The 17,761-nt window shown below is 71.0% G+C and carries 17 protein-coding genes; 12 read left to right on the top strand and 5 right to left on the bottom strand.

The window, feature by feature from the left end:
- Positions 1-39: 39 nt before the first annotated feature.
- The 3 genes from IF12_RS0106135 to IF12_RS0106125 form a co-directional block, all read right to left on the bottom strand.
- Positions 40-969 (bottom strand): YihY/virulence factor BrkB family protein, encoded by a 930-nt coding sequence (locus IF12_RS0106135; RefSeq protein ID WP_081913266.1) that lies wholly within the window; start codon positions 967-969, stop codon positions 40-42.
- 45 nt (positions 970-1,014) lie between these two features.
- Positions 1,015-1,473: an Rrf2 family transcriptional regulator gene (locus tag IF12_RS0106130; protein ID WP_030155769.1), complete on the bottom strand. Its 459-nt coding sequence runs from the start codon at positions 1,471-1,473 to the stop codon at positions 1,015-1,017.
- Between the two features lie 130 nt (positions 1,474-1,603).
- On the bottom strand, positions 1,604-2,272 hold the full coding sequence (locus tag IF12_RS0106125) for a FadR/GntR family transcriptional regulator (RefSeq protein ID WP_030155767.1): 669 nt from the start codon (positions 2,270-2,272) through the stop codon (positions 1,604-1,606).
- A gap of 278 nt (positions 2,273-2,550) precedes the next feature.
- Here IF12_RS0106125 and IF12_RS0106120 point away from each other — a divergent pair, with 278 nt between their 5' ends.
- From IF12_RS0106120 to IF12_RS23830, 9 genes are all read left to right on the top strand, one after another.
- On the top strand, positions 2,551-3,864 hold the full coding sequence (locus IF12_RS0106120) for an MFS transporter (RefSeq protein WP_231492361.1): 1,314 nt from the start codon (positions 2,551-2,553) through the stop codon (positions 3,862-3,864).
- A gap of 144 nt (positions 3,865-4,008) precedes the next feature.
- Positions 4,009-5,934: an acetoacetate--CoA ligase gene (locus IF12_RS0106115; RefSeq protein WP_030155762.1), complete on the top strand. Its 1,926-nt coding sequence runs from the start codon at positions 4,009-4,011 to the stop codon at positions 5,932-5,934.
- Positions 5,935-6,342: 408 nt separating this feature from the next.
- Positions 6,343-7,026, top strand: coding sequence for an RNA methyltransferase (locus tag IF12_RS0106110; protein WP_051704030.1), 684 nt, complete (start codon positions 6,343-6,345; stop codon positions 7,024-7,026).
- A 406-nt stretch (positions 7,027-7,432) separates the two neighbouring features.
- Entirely contained in the window at positions 7,433-7,588 is a 156-nt protein-coding gene (locus IF12_RS26055) for a hypothetical protein (RefSeq protein WP_166659627.1), read from the top strand.
- A 13-nt stretch (positions 7,589-7,601) separates the two neighbouring features.
- Complete coding sequence (locus IF12_RS0106100) at positions 7,602-8,426, top strand: PH domain-containing protein (protein WP_051704029.1); 825 nt, start codon at positions 7,602-7,604, stop codon at positions 8,424-8,426.
- 253 nt (positions 8,427-8,679) lie between these two features.
- The gene (locus IF12_RS24760; protein ID WP_051704028.1) at positions 8,680-9,225 is read left to right on the top strand and encodes a SigE family RNA polymerase sigma factor; all 546 of its coding nucleotides are present in this window, start codon (positions 8,680-8,682) and stop codon (positions 9,223-9,225) included.
- Complete coding sequence (locus tag IF12_RS0106090; protein ID WP_030155754.1) at positions 9,222-10,397, top strand: hypothetical protein; 1,176 nt, start codon at positions 9,222-9,224, stop codon at positions 10,395-10,397. The genes IF12_RS24760 and IF12_RS0106090 overlap by 4 nt, the downstream gene beginning before the upstream one ends.
- A gap of 64 nt (positions 10,398-10,461) precedes the next feature.
- Complete coding sequence (locus IF12_RS0106085) at positions 10,462-11,094, top strand: MarC family protein (protein WP_030155752.1); 633 nt, start codon at positions 10,462-10,464, stop codon at positions 11,092-11,094.
- Between the two features lie 24 nt (positions 11,095-11,118).
- Entirely contained in the window at positions 11,119-11,670 is a 552-nt protein-coding gene (locus IF12_RS23830) for a hypothetical protein (protein ID WP_133884422.1), read from the top strand.
- Between the two features lie 57 nt (positions 11,671-11,727).
- Here the strand turns inward: IF12_RS23830 and IF12_RS0106075 are convergent, their stop codons facing one another.
- Together IF12_RS0106075 and IF12_RS0106070 are read right to left on the bottom strand one after the other, a co-directional pair.
- The gene (locus tag IF12_RS0106075; RefSeq protein ID WP_030155748.1) at positions 11,728-11,955 is read right to left on the bottom strand and encodes a hypothetical protein; all 228 of its coding nucleotides are present in this window, start codon (positions 11,953-11,955) and stop codon (positions 11,728-11,730) included.
- Positions 11,956-12,200: 245 nt separating this feature from the next.
- Positions 12,201-13,850 (bottom strand): DEAD/DEAH box helicase, encoded by a 1,650-nt coding sequence (locus tag IF12_RS0106070; protein ID WP_030155746.1) that lies wholly within the window; start codon positions 13,848-13,850, stop codon positions 12,201-12,203.
- 405 nt (positions 13,851-14,255) lie between these two features.
- On the opposite strand from IF12_RS0106070, the gene IF12_RS0106065 reads away from it, so the two are divergent.
- The 3 genes from IF12_RS0106065 to IF12_RS0106055 all read left to right on the top strand — a co-directional run bounded on the left by IF12_RS0106065 (position 14,256) and on the right by IF12_RS0106055 (position 17,746).
- Positions 14,256-14,948, top strand: a complete 693-nt coding sequence (locus IF12_RS0106065; RefSeq protein ID WP_030155744.1) for a ferritin-like fold-containing protein — start codon at positions 14,256-14,258, stop codon at positions 14,946-14,948.
- 159 nt (positions 14,949-15,107) lie between these two features.
- On the top strand, positions 15,108-16,385 hold the full coding sequence (locus IF12_RS0106060; RefSeq protein WP_030155741.1) for a peptidoglycan-binding protein: 1,278 nt from the start codon (positions 15,108-15,110) through the stop codon (positions 16,383-16,385).
- The gene (locus tag IF12_RS0106055; protein WP_051704024.1) at positions 16,385-17,746 is read left to right on the top strand and encodes an ABC transporter permease; all 1,362 of its coding nucleotides are present in this window, start codon (positions 16,385-16,387) and stop codon (positions 17,744-17,746) included. The genes IF12_RS0106060 and IF12_RS0106055 overlap by 1 nt, the downstream gene beginning before the upstream one ends.
- Positions 17,747-17,761: the final 15 nt, after the last annotated feature.

Here is a 17,761-nt window from a genome sequence, read left to right as displayed (position 1 = left end):
GAAGCGGCCCGGGCACCTCGTGCCCGGGCCGCTTCGTCCTCAGTCCTCGGGTTTGGCCTTCATGCCGAACAGGCGGCCGTGGCCGTTGGGGATCGCGGCCCGCTTGTAGAGGTCGATGGCCCTGCCGCGCAGGGAGGTCGCCGTCCAGGCGGCGGCGAGCAGCAGCATCACGTCGAACAGGTAGAGGAACACCAGGAGGCCGACCGCGGTGGTCACCGCCTGGTAGGCGGGCCGGTCGGAGACCTGGAGGACGTACAGGCGCCCCACGGTCTTGAGCAGCTCCATGCCGACCGCCACCGCCAGCGAGGCCCACACGACCCGCCTCGGCGGCATGACGACCCGCGGCAGCGCCTGGAGCAGCACCGCGGCGAGGACCGCGTTCGCGATGAGGCCCACCACGACCGAGACGCCGCGCACGAGCAGCGCGGCGTTCCCGGTGACCTCGTCGAGGTCGAACCAGGCGAGCACCACCTCGGCCCCGGCGGTCGCGCCGATGGTGATGAGCAGGAGCACGCTCACGCCGATGAGGATCGCCAGGTCGATGAGCCAGCGCAGGATCGGGTTGCCCGGCTGCGCCTCGAGGTCCCACACCAGGCGGATCGCCGAGCGCACCGACTGCACCCACGCGACCCCGGCGACGACGAGGGCCACGGCCGCGAAGATCGTCACGGACGTGAGCGAGGACTCCAGGACCCCGATGTCGATCACCGGCAGGTTCTCCGAGAGCCACGTCTCGACCGAGTCGTAGATCTCGGGCACGTTGAGCAGGTACCCGAAGATCGCCAGCGCCAGCAGCGACATGGAGAACGCCGCGAAGAACGCGTAGTAGGAGATCGCGGCGGCGAGCTGACCGCCGTGGACCTCGAAGAACCGCTCCTGGGCGCGCCAGGAGTGGTCCACGAGATTGGAGCGCTTGCGGGCCCCCAGGAGCACGCGGTCCCACCAGGCCCCCAGATCAGGGAACTTCACGCACCGATTCTGGCAGAGCCGCCCGCGCCCCGAGGTCCCGACGCGTCAGTCACGGATGACCCAGGCGTCGGGGTCTTCGAGGAGCTTGGTCACCGAGGTCGGCAGGTCGTCGCCCGCGACGGCCGCGAGGGACACCGATTCGAGGATGTTGCGCTCGGAGACGCGCAGGGCGATCCACACGTTCGTCAGCGCGGTCGCGGTCCCGGAGTAGGGGACCTCCTCGGGACGTTCGCCGCGGACGCCGACGAGCGGGCCGTCGACGGCGCGGATGACGTCGGCGAGGCTGATCGTGTCGCCGGGGCGCGCGAGCTGGTGGCCGCCTTCGGAGCCGCGCTTGGAGGCGGCGATGCCGCCGCGGCGCAGCTGGAGGAGGATCGACTCGAGGAACTTGCGGGGGATGCCCTGGTCCTCGGCGATCTGCTCGGCCGATACCCACCGCTCTCCGTAGCCGGCGAGGGCCACCGCGGCTCGCAGTGCGTAGTCGACGCGGGCGGACAGGCGCATGAGGACTCCATTCGGGTTGACGCCGTTCGAGGCGGCTGCCTCGACTCTATCTCCCGAAAGCGGCTTCCAACTCGCCTCGGGGCCGCCGGTGCGGTGCGCGGCTCGGTCGCGGGCGCCGGGCGGCGCGGTCTCAGTCGTCGATGAGCAGGCGCAGGTACGCGGCGGTCTCGGCGGCGGCGAGGTCGGCGTCCCCGGCGATGATCGCCTCGACCGCGCGCGTGTGGTCGATGTGGGGGTCCTCGGCGAGGTCCTCGCCGATCGCGGCGCGCACGGTCTCGCGCAGCGAGTCGGCCAGCTCGGTGTACAGCTCGGCGAGGAGCTTGTTGTGGCTGGCCTCGGCGATGGCCTGGTGGAGGGCGATGTCGGCGGCGATGAACGATTCGGTGTCGCCGACCTCGTGGGTCGCCTCGCGCTCGGCCAGGAGGATCCGCAGGCGGGTGATGTCGGCCTCGTCGCGGCGCTGCGCGGCCAGGCGGGAGGCCTCGACCTCGAGGCCGCGGCGGACCTCCATGGCGTCGGAGGCGGGGCTGGCGGCGATGCGGCGGCGCACGGCGGCGGTGACCTCGCTGCGGCCGACGACGAAGGTCCCGGCGCCCTGGCGGATCTCCAGGAGCCCGGCGTGGGCGAGCGCGCGGACGCCTTCGCGGATGGTGTTGCGGCCGACGCCGAGGAGCTCGGCCAGTTCGCTCTCGGTGGGGATGCGCGAGCCGAGGCCCCATTCGCCGTCGCTGATCTGCTGGCGCAGTTGTTCGATCACCTGATCGACGAGGGCGGATTTGCGTGTCGACTGCAGTGCCACTGTGCGGACCTGACCTCTCCGGAGCGCTTTCACGGCCGGCCGGGGCCCGCCAGGGGTGTGCGTGTTTCCCAACACTAGAAGGATTAAAGCAGACAGCCGCCGCGATACCGTTGACAGGCCGCCAATTCATCCCATGAATTGACACGATCCTATCCCGGCACACCCGGCACGGTCCGCGAGCCACTGCGGCGCGCGGCCGACCGCACACGTGTGCGGGCCGCACGGCGGTCGCCCACCGCGCCGCCGGCCGCCTCCCGAGCCCGTAAGGAGCCGTCCGCGTGACGACCGAAGCCGCCCAGGCCGAAGACGACGCCACACGGACCGCGGCGGCACGACCGACCGAACCCCACCCCGGCGAGACCCCCGAACCCACCCCGCACGCCGAGACCGCCGAACCGCGCGAAGGCGTCCGCGCCGCGGCCGCCATGGGCTGGATGCTCGTCGCCGGAGTCGTCCTCGCCGCCTTCAACTTCCGCACCGCCGTCACCAGCGTCGGCGCGATCCTCGCCGAAGTGCGCACCGGCCTCGGCATGTCCGAGACCGTCGCCGGACTCCTCACCACCCTCCCCGTCCTCGCCTTCGCCGGCCTCGGCGCGCTCGCCCCGCGCCTGGCCCGCCGCTTCGGCCCCCGCGCCCTCCTCACCGGCGCGCTCCTGGCCATGGGCGTCGGCCTCGTCGCCCGCGCCTGGGCCCCGAGCACCGCGCTCTTCCTGCTGTTCAGCCTCCTGGCCCTCGCCGCCGGAGCTATCGGCAACGTCGCGATCCCGGTCATCGTCAAGCGCTACTTCCCCGGCCGCATCGGGGTCATGACCACCCTGTACTCCACCACCCTCGCCGTGGGCACGGCCGTCGCCGCCGGGGCCACCGCGCCCATCGAGCACCTCCTCGACGACTGGCGGATCGCTCTGGCGGTCTGGGCGCTCCCGGCGCTCGTCGCGATCGTCCCGTGGCTGCTGTGGCACCCGGGTGCGGCCGCCGCAGGGGTCCTGCCGATCACCCGCCTGCGCGGGGTCCGGCACTCGCGCCTGGCCTGGATGATGCTGCTGGCCTTCGGGGCGCAGTCGGCCATCGCCTACATCCTCATGGGCTGGACGACCACGATCCTCGCCTTCGACGGGATGGACGCGGCCGCCGCCGGGGCCATGCTGGGACTGCTCACGGTCGTGCAGATCCCCGTCTCGGTGGTCGTCCCGATGCTCACCGTCCGGTGGGGCCCGCGCCCGGTGTTCCTCATCCTCATGGCCTGCTACCCGCCGGCGATCGCGGGCCTCTGGCTCGACGGCGGCGGGCCGCTCACCTGGCTGTGGATGGCGCTGCTGGGCATCGGCACCTCGGTGTTCCCGCTGATCCTGACCCTGTTCGGGCTGCGGGCGCGCACCCCCGGCGGCACGAGCGCGCTCTCCTCGTTCGCGCAGTCCGGCGGCTACCTCATCGCGGGGACGGGCCCGCTGGCCGTCGGCTGGGTCTTCGGCCTCACCGGCTCCTGGTCGGTCCCGTTCGGCCTCCTCGCGGCCCTGGCGGTCGCCCTGTTCGCCGCGGGCCTGTACGTCACCCGCGAGCGGTACATCGAGGACGAGCTGACGGCCGCGTAGCGACCTTCGTCACGGACCGTCCGCCGCAATCGGGCGAAACCGCTGAAACCGGTCCGTCCGGGGTTCCCCCGAGGCGGGCACCGAACCCGAGTCGTGCCACGATAGTGCTGTGGGCCACAAAGTTGTGGAAATCGGGAGGCGATCGTGACCAACGAGGTGCTTTGGCTGCCGCGGCCGGACGCGGTGGAGACGACCAACATCGGGCGCTTCAGCCAGTGGCTGTCGCGCCGGGAGGAGCGCGACCTCACCTCCTACCCCGCTCTGTGGCAGTACTCGGTCGAGCATCTGCGCCCGTTCTGGGGCGCCCTCTGGGAGTACTTCGGCCTGGGCGAGACCGTCCCCGAGCACCGGGTCCTCGCCGACGAGTCGATGCCCGACACCGTCTGGTTCCCCGACGAGACCTTCAACTACGCGCGCGCCGTGCTCACCGCCCCGGGCGTGGCCGAGGACGACGTGCTCGTGCGCGCCTACTCCGACACCCGCGAGACGGTCGAGTGGACCCTCGGCGACCTGCGCGAGGCCGTCGCCCGTGCCCGCGCCGGGCTCGTCGCCCACGGCGTCCACCGCGGCGACCGCGTCGCGGCGTGGATGCCGAACATCCCCGAGACCTTCGCGCTCATGCTCGCCACCGCCAGCCTCGGCGCGGTCTTCTCCAGCTGCGCCCCCGAGTTCGGCGCCAAGGCCGTCCTCGACCGCTTCGCGCAGATCGAGCCGAAGGTGCTCGTCGCCGTCGACGGCTACAAGTACGGCCCCAAGTCCATCGACCGCACCGCCGACCTCAAGCGCGTCGTGCGCGGCCTCGAAGGCCTCAGCGCGGTCGTCACCGTTCCCTACCTGGGGACCGGCGAGGCCGAAGGCGAGACCTGGGACCGGTTCTGCGCCTACGACGAAGGGGTCGACTTCGAGCGGCTCACCTTCGACCACCCGCTCTACATCCTCTACTCCTCGGGCACCACGGGCCTGCCGAAGGCCATCGTCCACTCCCACGGCGGCATGGGGATCGAGCACGCCAAGATGCACGCCCTCCACCACGACCTCGGCGTCGGCGACCGGTTCTTCTGGTACTCCACCACCGGCTGGATGATGTGGAACTACCTCGTGTCCGCGCCGATCGTCGGCGCCGGCGTGATCCTGTTCGACGGGATGCCCGACCCGGCCGGCATGTGGCGCCTCGCCGAGGAGTCCGGCGCCACCTACTTCGGCACCAGCGCCCCCTTCCTCATGGCCTGCCGCGCCCGCGGCGTCAAACCCAAGGAGGAGGCGGACCTCTCGAGGCTGCGCGGCATCGGATCGACCGGCGCGCCGCTCCCGGCGGTCGGCTTCGACTACGTGTACGAGCAGATCAGCCCCACCGCGCAGCTTCAGTCGCTTTCGGGCGGCACCGACCTGTGCACCGGCTTCATCGGCGGCGTCCCCACCGTCCCGGTCTGGCGCGGCGAGCTGTCGTGCCGGTGCCTGGGCGCCGACGTGCAGTCCTTCGACCCCGAGGGCCGCCCCGGGATCGGCCGCGAGGGCGAACTCGTCATCGCCTCCCCGATGCCCTCGATGCCCGTCGGGCTGTGGGGCGACCCGCTCAAGCACCGCTACCGGGACACCTACCTCACCGACTTCCCCGGGATCTGGCGCCACGGCGACTGGATCACCATCACCGACCGCGGCTCGGCGGTCATCTCCGGCCGCAGCGACGCGACCCTCAACCGCGGCGGGGTGCGCATGGGCACCTCCGAGTTCTACGCCGTGGTCGAAGCCGTCGAAGGCGTCGCCGACTCCCTCGTGGTCCACCTCGACGATCCCGGCCAGGACCGCCTGCTGCTCTACGTCGCCTGCGTCGAGGGCGCCGACCTCGACGATGACCTGCGGCGGCGGATCACCGCGGCCCTGCGCGAGCAGCTCTCGCCGCGGCACGTGCCCGACGAGGTGCGGCAGGTCCCCGCGATCCCGCGCACGCTCAGCGGCAAGAAGGTCGAGGTCCCGGTCAAGAAGATCCTCAAAGGCGCCGAGCCCGACGAGGCCATCGCCAAGGACGCCCTCGCCGACCCCGCCGCCCTCAAGGCCTTCCTGCGCGCGTGAGCCCGCCGCCGCCGGGGGCGAAGGCCTCGGGGTAGTGGGCAAGGCCTCCCTGCGCGCGTGACCGCCCGGCCCTGCGTCGACCGACGGGCGCCCACGCCGCCTTTCCGCACGTGTGATCGGAGCTCGCAACGCCGCTCCCTCGCCCGCGCGCGAGTGTCTCCAAAGCAGTGCGAGGCCTGAGTGACACGGGGCGCCTAAAGACCCGATTTCCTTATGCGGCAAGGGAATTCAGTCGGGTGTGTGCCCGATCGCAGACGACCGGTGGCTAATATGTTCCGAGTCGCCCCGGTCGGTTTCCCCCGTAGCCGCCGGGGCGGCGCCATGCCCGGCGGTGTCCTGCGAGGACGGTGCGCGCGCCCGGCCGCCGAGCCCGGTGGCGGCGTCGGGACCTGTGCTCCAATAGTCGGCGTGACTGACGAGAACGCCTTCGCCGAGGACGCGCGCCCGGACGAGGTCGAGGACGCCGCGCACACCGGCGAGACCGTCGGCGTCGGCCCCTGGGAGGGCCCGCCGCCCGACGACGAGCGCTACGACCCCGAGCTGCTGCGCCTGGGGGACCGGCGCAACGTGGTCGACCGGTACCGCTACTGGCGCCGCGAGGCCGTCGTGGCCGACCTCGACGCCCGCCGCCACGACTTCCACGTGGCCATCGAGAACTGGCAGCACGACTTCAACATCGGCACCGTCGTGCGCAACGCCAACGCCTTCCTCGCCAAGTCCGTCCACATCGTCGGCAAGCGCCGCTGGAACCGCCGCGGCGCGATGGTCACCGACCGCTACCAGCACGTCGAGCACCACGCGAGCGTCGAGGCGTTCGTGGCCTGGGCCGCCGCCGAGGGCCTGGCGGTCGTCGGCATCGACAACCTGCCCGGATCGGTCCCGATCGAGACCACCTCGCTGCCGCGGCACGCGGTCCTGGTCTTCGGCCAGGAGGGCCCGGGACTGTCCGAACCGGTGCGCGAGGCCTGCGCGATGGTCTGCTCGATCACCCAATTCGGATCGACCCGCTCGATCAACGCGGGCGTGGCCAGCGGGATCGCCTTGCACGCCTGGGTGAGGGAACACGTGTTCGGGCAGCGCCCGACCGCCTGAGGCGCCCGCGTCCGAAATCCGACCCGGGGCGGGCCCCCGAACGTCGCACCCGAGTGGCACTCTAGAAGCCGGCGGTCGGCGTGGATCGCTTGCCGAATCGGCGAGTGTCGGATACCGGACGCTTCCATGGGGTCGAGGTGGGCGTTGCGCCTACATTGAGCCAATGGTGGGTGACTTGGGGTAAGCTCCCCGGAGGCATAAGCGAATAGGTTGTTCCGCTGGTGAACAGGCGGAGTCGGGCCACGGCGGAACCGCGAGGCGACGCCCCGTCCCGGGGCGGCCGCTCGGTTCACACCGAAGGGGCCCATACAAAACTGAAAGCCGAGTCATGCTCGTACGGTAGACTCGTGCAAGCCTGCGCCAGACGAACGATCGGCCAGGACCCTTGACGGGAGGGGTGAGGAAGTTGAAGAAGTTTCTGACTTGGGGCGGACTTGCGTTCCTGGTGTTCTTTGTAGCCTTCAGGCCGAGTGAAGCCAGCGATGTGGTCGGAAACCTCGCCGGTGGAATCCTCGATGCCGCCAACGGTTTCGCGGCGTTCTTCACGAACCTCGTGACCTGACGACGGCGGCACCATGACCGATTCCGGTGCAGGCGGCTCGGGGGACAACAAGGACACCGAGCCGCTGGAACCCCCCAGTCCCCGCGCCCCGTCCGACGGCCCCGCCCCGGGCGCCGAATCCCCCACGCGCGAGTTCCGGTTCTCCTCGGGAACGGCCGGCGCCGCCCCCGCGACCGCCGCGAGCGACATCGACGGCGTCCGCTTCGACGACGGCCTCACCGGAGGCCTGCTCTCGGGCGCACGCGCCCCGTCGATCCCGGACGTGCCGTCCCCCATCTCCGCCCGCTACCTCTTCCCGACCGAGAAGTACCGCGGCGAATGGCGCCGCCACTGGGTCCACCTCATGCCCTGGTTCGTCATCGGGACGCTCGCGACCTTCATCATGGGCCTCGCCTCCGGGCTGCTCACGCGGTGGGACAACGACAGCCGGGACACCGCCCTGTGGATCACGGTCCTGGCCTGGCTGGTCATCCTCGGGTTCGTGGGCTGGAAGCTCATCGACTGGTACATGGACCGGTTCATCCTGACCAACAAGCGGATCATGCTCATCCAGGGGGTCATCACCCGCTCGGTCGCCATGATGCCGCTCGGGCGCGTCACCGACATGAAGTACGCCCAGACGCCGATGGGCCGGATGCTCAACTACGGCGAGTTCATCATCGAGTCCGCGGGCCAGGACCAGGCCCTGCGGAACGTCCCGCACCTGCCGAACCCCAACGAGCTCTACCTCCAGATGTGCGAGGAGATGTACGAGCCCGAGGCGGTCGACGAGCGCGAGGCCGAGCCCGAGGAGGACCTCATCCCCGAGGACGACCTCGCCAAGGGCGCCGACGCCTGAGCCGCACCGGCTCGATCCGACACGTGTGCTGACGCACCCGCCGGCACCGCCCGGCGGGTGTTTCGCGTGCGCGTCCATGGTGTGCGCCGCGTCCCCGGGTGCCGGGACCCACCTGATTGCAGATACTTCGTATACTCACCTTCTACCGACCCTCGGTTGCCGACGACACCCAACTTTTGGCAGAATTCCGCCCTGCGGGGCAACCGTCCACCGGGGGTATGTCGTCTGTTGTTCGACCCCCCCAGGGAGACGCGTGAGCGAGGCCAAATCGTCCCAGGACGAGGAGTTCCGCGAGTACGTGGCGGCGCGCTCGGCCGCGCTGCACCGTGCGGCGTATCTCCTGACGGGGAACTGGGCGACAGCGGAGGACCTGGTGCAGACGACCTTGACGAAGACCTACCTGGCGTGGGGCCGGATCAGGACCACTGATTCGGTCGACGCCTATGCCCGTCGGATCCTCTACAACACCAACGCCTCCTGGTGGCGCAAGCGCTCCAACCGCGAGAAGCCCACCGAGGTCTTCGAGGACCGCCCCGACCTCTCCCGCGACTTCACCGAGCACACCGCGATGCGCGACGCCATGTGGCGCCACATCGCCGCCCTCCCCAAGCGCCAGCGCGCGGTCCTCGTCCTCCGCTACTACGAGCACCGCACGGACCCGCAGATCGCCGAACTCCTCGGCATCTCGGTCGGCACCGTCAAGAGCCAGGCCTCCCGGGCGCTCGCGGGCCTGCGCAAGCGCCTCGGGACCCCGTCGGCCGCGCTGGGACTGTCGATGGAAACGCGGGAGGCCGCGTGAGCGGGGACATCGAATCCCTTCTGCGCCGCGGCCTCTCCGACATCGCCGACGCCGCCCCCGTCTACGACGAGCCGGGCCTGGCCGACGCGGCCATCGCCGGGGCCGGGCGCATCCGCCGCCGCAGGCGCGCGGGCGCAGCCGCGAGCGGCGCGAGCCTGGTCGTCCTGGGCGCCGCGGCCTTCGTGTGGCAGCCCTGGTTCGCGACCGGGGCCGATGACGGCCCGGTCGCGGGCGACACGAGCGTGGTCGAGGCCCGCGACGAGTTCGCGATGGAGTTCGTGGTCCAGGACGACGGCGAGTACGTGATCCTCAACGAGCAGGGGAACGGCGTGCCGATCGGGTACGAGGAGCCGATCAACGTGTCGCGCCTGGAGATGGGCTACCTCGTCGAGACCGACACGGCGGTGAACGTCGTGGAGTTCGACGGCACCGAGGTCACCGGCTACGAGAAGCCCGAACCGTGGTTGAACGTGCCGGTCAACCGGGACGGCGACGGGTTCGCGGTCTTCTGGCCGGACGTGGACTTCCTGACGCAGGAGACCGAGCTGGTGCGGCCCGCCACCGACGGCAGCGGCGCTTCGGTCTCGTTCACGACCAGCACCGAGCTGGAGCTGGTCGACTGGAACCGGTCCACCTTGGTCTTCCGGGCCGACCTGTGGTCGGTCTCGGGCGGCGACACCGGCGGCTACATGTTCAACGACGACCACGACTGGGGACTGGAGGAGGTCGCCAGCCTCGGTTTCGAGGCCGCGGTGGTGACCGATATGACCGACCCGGGCTACGTGTGCGTGTCCGACCTCGATCCGATGACGGGGACCGCCAGCGTCAGGGAGTCCTGCGGCAGGGCCGACAGCGAGGAGATCCGGCAGATGCTCGCGGCCGACTCCGGGGACGAGGACGCGCCCGACCTGCTCGCGCACGTGGTCGAGCGGGAGTTCATGGAGTTCGGCGAGTTCGTGATGGACGGCGAGAGGAACGCCGAGGAGGGCGACCTCTACAGCCAGTTCTTCGACGAGGGCAGGGTCTGGTCGGACCCGCAGGGCCGCTGGCAGGTGTCGGGCCTGGCCGGGGACGAGTCGTGGCGGCTCATGGACCTGACGCGGGACCAGCCGGAGCTGACTGAGCTGGCGCTCCCGCCCGGGGCGGTCATGCCGGTGCTGCGGTACGGCTGAGCCGCACCTAACACGAGCGGGTGATTCCGGGGCTGTGACCTGGTGAACTTGCCATACTCGCAGCGTGGGTGGACTCGAGTACTTTCTGACCGTGTCGGTGACGCTGTTCGTCATCATGGATCCCCCGGGCATCGTGCCGATCTATCTGGCGCTGACGGGGACCATGGACAAGCGCCAGCGCAATCGCGCGGCGCTCCAGGCGACGTGCCTGTCGCTGGGGGTGATCACGCTCTTCGCCCTGCTCGGGCAGCAGATCATCAACTACCTCCACATCGACCTCGCGGCGTTGCAGGGCGCGGGCGGGCTGCTGCTGCTCCTGGTCAGCCTCCAGTTGCTGACCGGCAAGGCCGACGAGCCCTCGGAGTCGTCCACCTCGAACATCGCGCTGGTGCCCCTGGGTACGCCGCTGCTGGCCGGGCCGGGCGCGATCGTGGCGGTGATCCTGTTCGTGCAGCAGGCCGACTCCAATATGGACTTCCTGTGGGTCGCGATGTCGATCGTCATCATCCACGTGCTGATCTTCCTGGTGATGCGCTTCTCCGGGTTCCTGGTGAAGGTCCTGCGGCGCGGCGGCATCGAGGTCCTCACCCGGATCGCCGGCGTGCTGCTGGCCGCGATCGCGGTGCAGCTCATCGCAGATGCGGTGATGGGGTACGTCGCGGTCTTCGAAAGTTCGACCGGAGCTTCCGTCTGGTAGATCCTTTAGGGTTCAATGAACGTCATGACGACGATTCTGGATCTGCCCCTCCACCCTCTCGTAGTGCACGCCCCGATCGTGCTCATCGCGCTCCTGATCCTGTTCGGCCTCCTGTACCTACTGGTGCCGCCGGTGCGCCAGCGCATCGGCTGGGTCGCGGCGGCGCTCGTGCTGGCCGGCCCGGCGAGCGCGTACGGGGCGATCTGGAGCGGTGAGCAGCTCGCGGACTACGTGTCGCCGAACGGCTGGTCGGCGGCGATCGAGCAGCACCAGAACTACGGCTGGTGGCTGCTGTGGACGCTGGTGGCGCTGGTGCCGCTGTGGGGCCTGTTCGCCGGGCTCGACCGGGGGCGCAGGGCCGCGCTGAGGCGCAACGGCGACGCGCCCGCGCCGGTGGCGACCGAGGACGGCGAGAAGGTGTCGAGCGGCTCGGACGACCCGGCGGCGGCCGGGCGGAAGGTCGTCATGTTCGTGGTCGGCCTGATCGTGCTGGCGCTGCTGCTGCTGGCGGGATGGTGGCTGTTCCAGGCGGGGCACTCGGGGTCCGAGATGAAGTGGGGCGGGACGGTCCAGTAGGACGCCGCGCAGGACGGATGCGGACGACCCCGGCCGGGAGGCCGGGGTCGTCGGCGTTCAGCCGTTGATGAGGCCGATGACGAGCACGATGAACATGAGCGCCACCGCGACGAGGGTGATCCAATGCGTCACGAGGCGGGCGCGCTGCTCGGCGGTGTCGATAGCGGCGTGGTCCTGCGGAGGCAGGCGCCGGGGCTCGCCGGTGAGCGCGACGGTCTCGACGCGCCAGCCGGGCGGAGGAGGCACGTTCACAGGCGGGCCGTCGTAAGAGGCGGAATCGCTCATACAGAAAGCCTAACGCCGCCCAGGAGGAGCAGGCGAGAGTCGGTCGCCGAGCACGGGCGGGGGGCGTTTCGCGGGCAGGGGGAGAGGCTTGGGCGCCGGTGTTGAAGCGCCCCCGGTTTCGAGCGTGCCCGGCGGGTGTGACAAGACGACCGGGTTCGGTGTCACTCGAATGGGGAAGGCCCGTTCGCGTCCGGGGGTCGTTTGGATCCAATTGGATCCAAACGACCCCGCCGTTTTCCTTGCTTCTAGCCTTCGCTGACCTGGCGGTCGCTGCCGCCGGTCGGCCTGCGGCGGCGCCTGCGCCTGCGTGCGGGCGCGTCGCCTTCGGCGCCGCCCTCCGCGCGCGGGGCGCTCTCGGCCGCCGGCCGCGACTCGCGCGGCGCCGCCTTGGCCTCGCCGCCCTCGCCCTCGGTCCGAACGCGTCGGCGTTGTCGGTTGCGCGGGGCCGTGGCCTCGCCGCCTTCGCCACCGCTCTCGCCTCCGGAGGCGGCCCGGCCGCCCCCGCGGTTGCCGCCTTCACTGCGGCCCCTGCCGTCGCCTCCGCGACCCCTGCCGCGGTCGCCGCCGCCGCGCTGGCTCTTGCCGCGCCCTCGGGGCTTGCGGCTGTCGCCCTCGACGTTCTCCTCGCGCTCGGCGCTCAGGCCGTCCCGCTTGCGCAGCTCGCTCGGCAGCGCCGACGGCGCGCCCTCGGGGATGTCGAGGTCGGTGTAGAGGTGGTCGGAGGTGTGGTACGTCTCCACCGGGTCGCCGATGTCGAGGTTGTTGACCTTGACGATGATCTTCCACCGCGGCAGGTCCTCCCAGGTCAGGAAGGTCACCGCGATGCCGGTCGCGCCTGCGCGGCCGGTGCGGCCGATGCGGTGGATGTACGTCTCGGCCTCTTCGGGCGAGTCGTAGTTGATCACGTGGGTGATGTCGGGGACGTCGATGCCGCGGGCGGCCACGTCGGTCGCCACCAGCACGTCGATCTTCCCCGAGCGGAAGGCCCGCAGGGCCCGCTCGCGCGCGTTCTGGCCCAGGTCGCCGTGGACCGAGCCGACCGCGAAACCGCGGAAGTCGAGCTCGTCGGCGAGCTTCTGCGCCGCGCGCTTGGTGCGGCAGAACAGGATCGTCAGGCCGCGCTCGCGGGCCTGGAGGATCCTGGCCGTGACCTCGACCTTGTTGAGCGCGTGGGTCATGTAGACCAGCTGGCGGGTGTTGTTGGCCGCCTCCTGGTCGGGACCGGTCACGTCGGCGGCCACCGTCATCGGACGGTGCATGTGGCGGCGCGAGAGCGACATGATCGTGTCGGGCATGGTCGCCGAGAACAGCATCGTCTGCCGCTGCTCGGGCAGGAGCTTGAGGATCTTCTCGACGTCCTCGGAGAAGCCGAGGTCGAGCATCCGGTCGGCCTCGTCCAGCACGCAGTGCGCGATCTTGTCGAGCTTGATGTGCTTGGACTTGTAGAGGTCGAGCAGGCGCCCGGGGGTGCCGACGATGATGTCGACGCCGGACTTGAGCGCGTCGACCTGGGGCTCGTACGCGCGGCCGCCGTAGATCGGCAGGACCCGGATCGAGCGGGTCTTGCCCGCGTCCTCGAGGTCCCGCGCCACCTGGAGGCCCAGTTCGCGGGTGGGGACCAGGATCAGCGCCTGCGGCTTGCCGTCGGCGCCCTCCTCGGCGGAGGTTATCTGGTCGATGATCGGCAGGCCGAACCCGAAGGTCTTGCCGGTGCCGGTGGGGGCGCGCCCGATGATGTCGGATCCGCGGAGCGCGATCGGGATCGCGTACTCCTGGATGGCGAATGCCCGCTCGATACCAAGGGCCGCAAGGGCTTCGATGGTCTCTTCGCGGACACCCAGCTGGGCGAAAGTCGGCCCGTCGTTCTTGGGCCGGTCATTGTTCACTTCGTTCACTCTGTTCACCTCGTGGCGGAGGACGTCACCAGATCCGGGGAACTCGGCGCCACATCATGTCTCGTTACACAGCGGCGACGACCGCCGGATTCGGGAAGTCGCCGCTTCGCAGGAGCGGCACAGCGCCTGGCGCTGGTGCCGCATCGAGGACCGCTCGCGCAATCGCCGAAGACTCGTTCTCGCGAGCTTCGTCAAGGGGACTGCCACCTCAGTGGCCGCGGTCGCTCCTGTCCATCCTACGCTCCCCGGACCCGATCGTCTCGGCGCGCCGTTCCCGACCCGCCTCGAACGTGGCCGGACTCACCCCTCGGTGAACCCGCTGGCCTGCGAAGACGCCTGGAACGGTCGGGTAGGCGACGAACCGCGAAGGCGAAGGCCCCTCCGGGCCAGTGGTAACCTGCCCCGGTGTCCGAGACAACTGATCCCGTCGCAGGCCCCGACGCGCCGGCCCCCGCGGCCCCGGCCCCCGGCCGCGAATCCGTCATCGACCTCCTTGGCCTGCTTGCCCTCGGCGAACTGCTCGCCTTCGAGCGCATGGTCTTCGACGCCCGCCTGGCCCCCGACCTCGGACGCCGCGCCGCCCTCTCCGAGGCCGCCGTGGGTGAGATTCGCAACTACCGCCTCCTCGCCGACCGCCTCGCCGAGCTCGGCGCCGACCCCGCCGAGGCCATGGCCCCGTTCAAAGAGGCCTTCCGCTCCTTCGACGCCTCCACCTCGCCGCGCGACTGGCTCGAAGCGCTCGTGAAGGTCTACCTCGGCGACGCCGTCGCCGACGACTTCTTCCGCGCCGTCTCCACCGGACTGGAGGAGGGCGACCGCGCCCTCATCGAGTCCGTGCTCGCCGAGACCGGCGCCGCCGACCTGGCCGCCGAGGAGCTGCGCGCGGCCGTGGAGGCCGACCCGGCCGTCACCGGACGGCTCTCGCTGTGGGCCCGGCGCCTCGTCGGCGAGGGCATCAACCGCGCCCAGGGCGTCGCGGCGGCCAACGAACGGCTCACCGGGCTCATCGTCGGCGACGGCGGCACCCTCGACGCGCTCCTGCGCCGCCTCACCAGGGCCCACCAGGACCGCATGAAGTCCGTCGGCCTGAACAACTGAGCCCCAACGGGATTCGAACCCCCGGATCCGAGACGGCCCGAACCGCCGCCGAAGGAGTCGAAATCGGCGCCACCGCAAGGGCCGTTACCGAATCGAGACCGGCGGGCCGCAACTGCGCCCTTTGTCTCCCGCGTCTTGGGGGCGGAGGAGGACACAAACATGCGGCTCACGAAAAGCCATGTCGTCAGCGGGGTGCTCGCTGTCGCGCTGCTCGGCGCGACGGCCACTGCCTGGTACTTCGCGGCACAGGCCCGGACCCCGGCGCAGCGCGCCGAGGAGACGAGCGAACCGGACGACAGCGTGATCACGGTCCGGGTCGACCAAGATCAGTTGATCGACACGCTCGAATTCGACGCGGTGCTCGACCGGACCGGGGACTACGGCGTACCCGCCCCGTCGGCGCCCGAGGGGGTCGAGACCGCGCTGGCCTCGAAGATCCCGCTGAAGGTGGGCGACGAGGTCAGGGCCGGGACGGTCCTCTTGGAGGTCTCCGGCCGCCCCATGATCGCGCTCAAGGGCGCCGTCCCGGCTTACCGGGACCTCGTCGAGGGCGACACCGGCCCCGACGTCGAGCAGCTCCAGAAGGCGCTCGCGCAGATCTACGGCACCCCGGTCACCGGGACCTTCGACTGGCGCACCGCCTCGGACCTGGAGAAGCTCTACAAGAACGCCGGCTACGACCGCGCGGTCTTCAAAGAGGAGGTCGTCGACGACGATCCGCCGCCCGGCGACGACGAGCTCGGAGGCGACGAGGAAGGCGGCGACGAGGGCAACACCGGCGGCGCGCAGACCACCACGGTCACGCGCGGCAAGCTGCCCGCCTCCGAGGTCGTCTTCCTGCCCGAGCTGCCGATGCAGGTCAGCAAGATCAACGTGCAGCAGTCCGCGCCGATCGGCGAGACCGAATCGGTGATGGTCCTCGCCTCGGGCGACTGGAAGCTGGAGGCCGAACTCGACGACCAGACCTCGGCGGAGCTGTCCAAGCTCGGCGACAAGGCCGAGCTCGAATACGGCTACGGGCCCCTCGAAGGACAGGACGTCGGCACCTTCGAACTGGTCACCCGCGAGGAGGAGGGCGCGACCAACGACTGGGGCGAGCAGTCCGGCCCGGTCGAGAAGACCTACGCGGTCTTCGAGTTCGAGGCCGACAAGATCGAAGGGCTCGACGACCTCGCCCCCGGCGAGAAGCAGGAGCTGACGCTCGTGCGGGCCCGCTCGGCCGAGGACGCCCTCATCGTGCCGCTCTCGGCACTGTGGACGGACGCCGAGGAGCGCACCATGATCACCGTCCTCGACGGCGAGGCCGCGACCGAGCGGCACGTCGAGGTCAAGGTGACCCTGCGCCACGAGGGCCGCGGCGTGGTCGAGGCGGTCGAAGGCGAGCTCGGGAAGGGCGACAAGGTCGTGATCGCCTGGCGCGACCGGGGCAACGGCTGATGGCCCGCAAGCGGCGCGAGCCCGAGACCGACACCGAGCTGCTCAACTACGTCGAGGCGGGGGTCCAGCCCGAGGCCGCCGATCCCGAGCCGCAGGGCCGCAGGGCCGCCCGAAAGGCGGCCCGGGCCGAGCGGAAGGCGGCGAAGGCCGAGGAGCGGGAGCTGCCAGGACCCAAGGGCCGCTTCGGCATCCGCAGCATGGGCATCGCCTACGAGGCGTTCCAGTCCCTGCGCGGGCGCTCCATGCGCACCTGGATGACCGCGATCGGCATCGCCCTGGGCATCGCCGCCACCGTCGCCACCGTGGGCCTGTCGTCCACCTCGGCCGCCGCGATCGCCGAGCGCTTCGACGCCACCGAGGCCACCCAGGTCACCGTCTCGTTCTCCAACAACATGCGCGACGCCGGGTACGCCCCGACCCTGGAGTCGGCCGAGCGCGTGCGCGGCATCAACGGCGTCGTCGACGCGGGCATCCTCTGCGCCTCGGGCGACGAGCTGGCCGCCTCGCGCACTGCGACCCGGGACTACTCGCGCGACGTGCCGGTCTTCGGCATGGAACCGGGCGCGATGGAGGCCTACGGCTTCGTCTTCACCAAGGGCGCGTCCTTCGACGACGGCCACGTCGCGCGCGACGACCGCGTCGCCGTCATCGACGAGTCCGCCGCCCGCGACCTCGGCTACTCCTCGCTCGAAGGCGGGCCGATGATCTACATCGACGGCGAGGGCTACGCGCTCGTCGGCGTGTACAAGGCGCCCCAAGGCGAAGCGAAGCTCACCGGCGCGGTGGTCATCCCGCCGACCCCGTGCACTGCCGCCGACCCGACCTACGGCTCGGCGCAGGTGTTCATCCGCACCGACCTCGGCGCGGCCGACAAGGTCGCCGACACCGCCCCCACCGCGGTCTTCCCCGAAGGCGCCGAGAACCTCTCGGTCTCCAAGCCCTCGGACCTGCGCAGCTTCCGCAAGGGCGTCGAGAACGAGATGCAGGCCCTCCTGCTCGGCCTCGCCGCGGTCTCGCTCGTGATCGGCGCGGTCTCGGTCTCCAACACTGCGCTCGTCTCGGTCATGGAGCGCCGGAGCGAGATCGGCCTGCGCCGCGCCGTCGGCGCGGCCAGGCGCGCGGTGGCGATGCAGTTCGTCTGGGAGTCCACGCTCATCGGCCTCATCGGCGGGCTCTTCGGGACCGTCCTGGGCGTCAACGTCACCGCGCTCGTCTCGCTGGTGCGCGACTGGCAGATCGTGTTCGACCCGATGCTGTTCGCCGCCGGGCCCGTCATCGGCGCCGTCGTCGGCGTCGTGGCCGGGGTCTACCCGGCCTGGCGCGCCAGCCGCATCCCCCCGGCGGTGACCCTCCGGGCCTGACGATCGTTACACCCG

Source organism: Glycomyces sp. NRRL B-16210, assembly GCF_000719515.1.
In the GTDB taxonomy this organism is placed as follows: Bacteria; Actinomycetota; Actinomycetes; order Mycobacteriales; family Micromonosporaceae; genus Glycomyces.
This window is presented reverse-complemented; position numbering and strand designations above follow the sequence as displayed.

What these genes read in the sequence shown, in the direction of transcription:
- IF12_RS0106100 (WP_051704029.1), top strand. Translation starts at nt 7,602, where the DNA reads ATGACCGATTCCGGTGCAGGCGGCTCGGGGGACAACAAGGACACCGAG.
- IF12_RS0106075 (WP_030155748.1), bottom strand. Translation starts at nt 11,955, where the DNA reads ATGAGCGATTCCGCCTCTTACGACGGCCCGCCTGTGAACGTGCCTCCT.
- IF12_RS0106055 (WP_051704024.1), top strand. Translation starts at nt 16,385, where the DNA reads ATGGCCCGCAAGCGGCGCGAGCCCGAGACCGACACCGAGCTGCTCAAC.
- IF12_RS0106130 (WP_030155769.1), bottom strand. Translation starts at nt 1,473, where the DNA reads ATGCGCCTGTCCGCCCGCGTCGACTACGCACTGCGAGCCGCGGTGGCC.
- IF12_RS23830 (WP_133884422.1), top strand. Translation starts at nt 11,119, where the DNA reads ATGACGACGATTCTGGATCTGCCCCTCCACCCTCTCGTAGTGCACGCC.
- IF12_RS0106060 (WP_030155741.1), top strand. Translation starts at nt 15,108, where the DNA reads ATGCGGCTCACGAAAAGCCATGTCGTCAGCGGGGTGCTCGCTGTCGCG.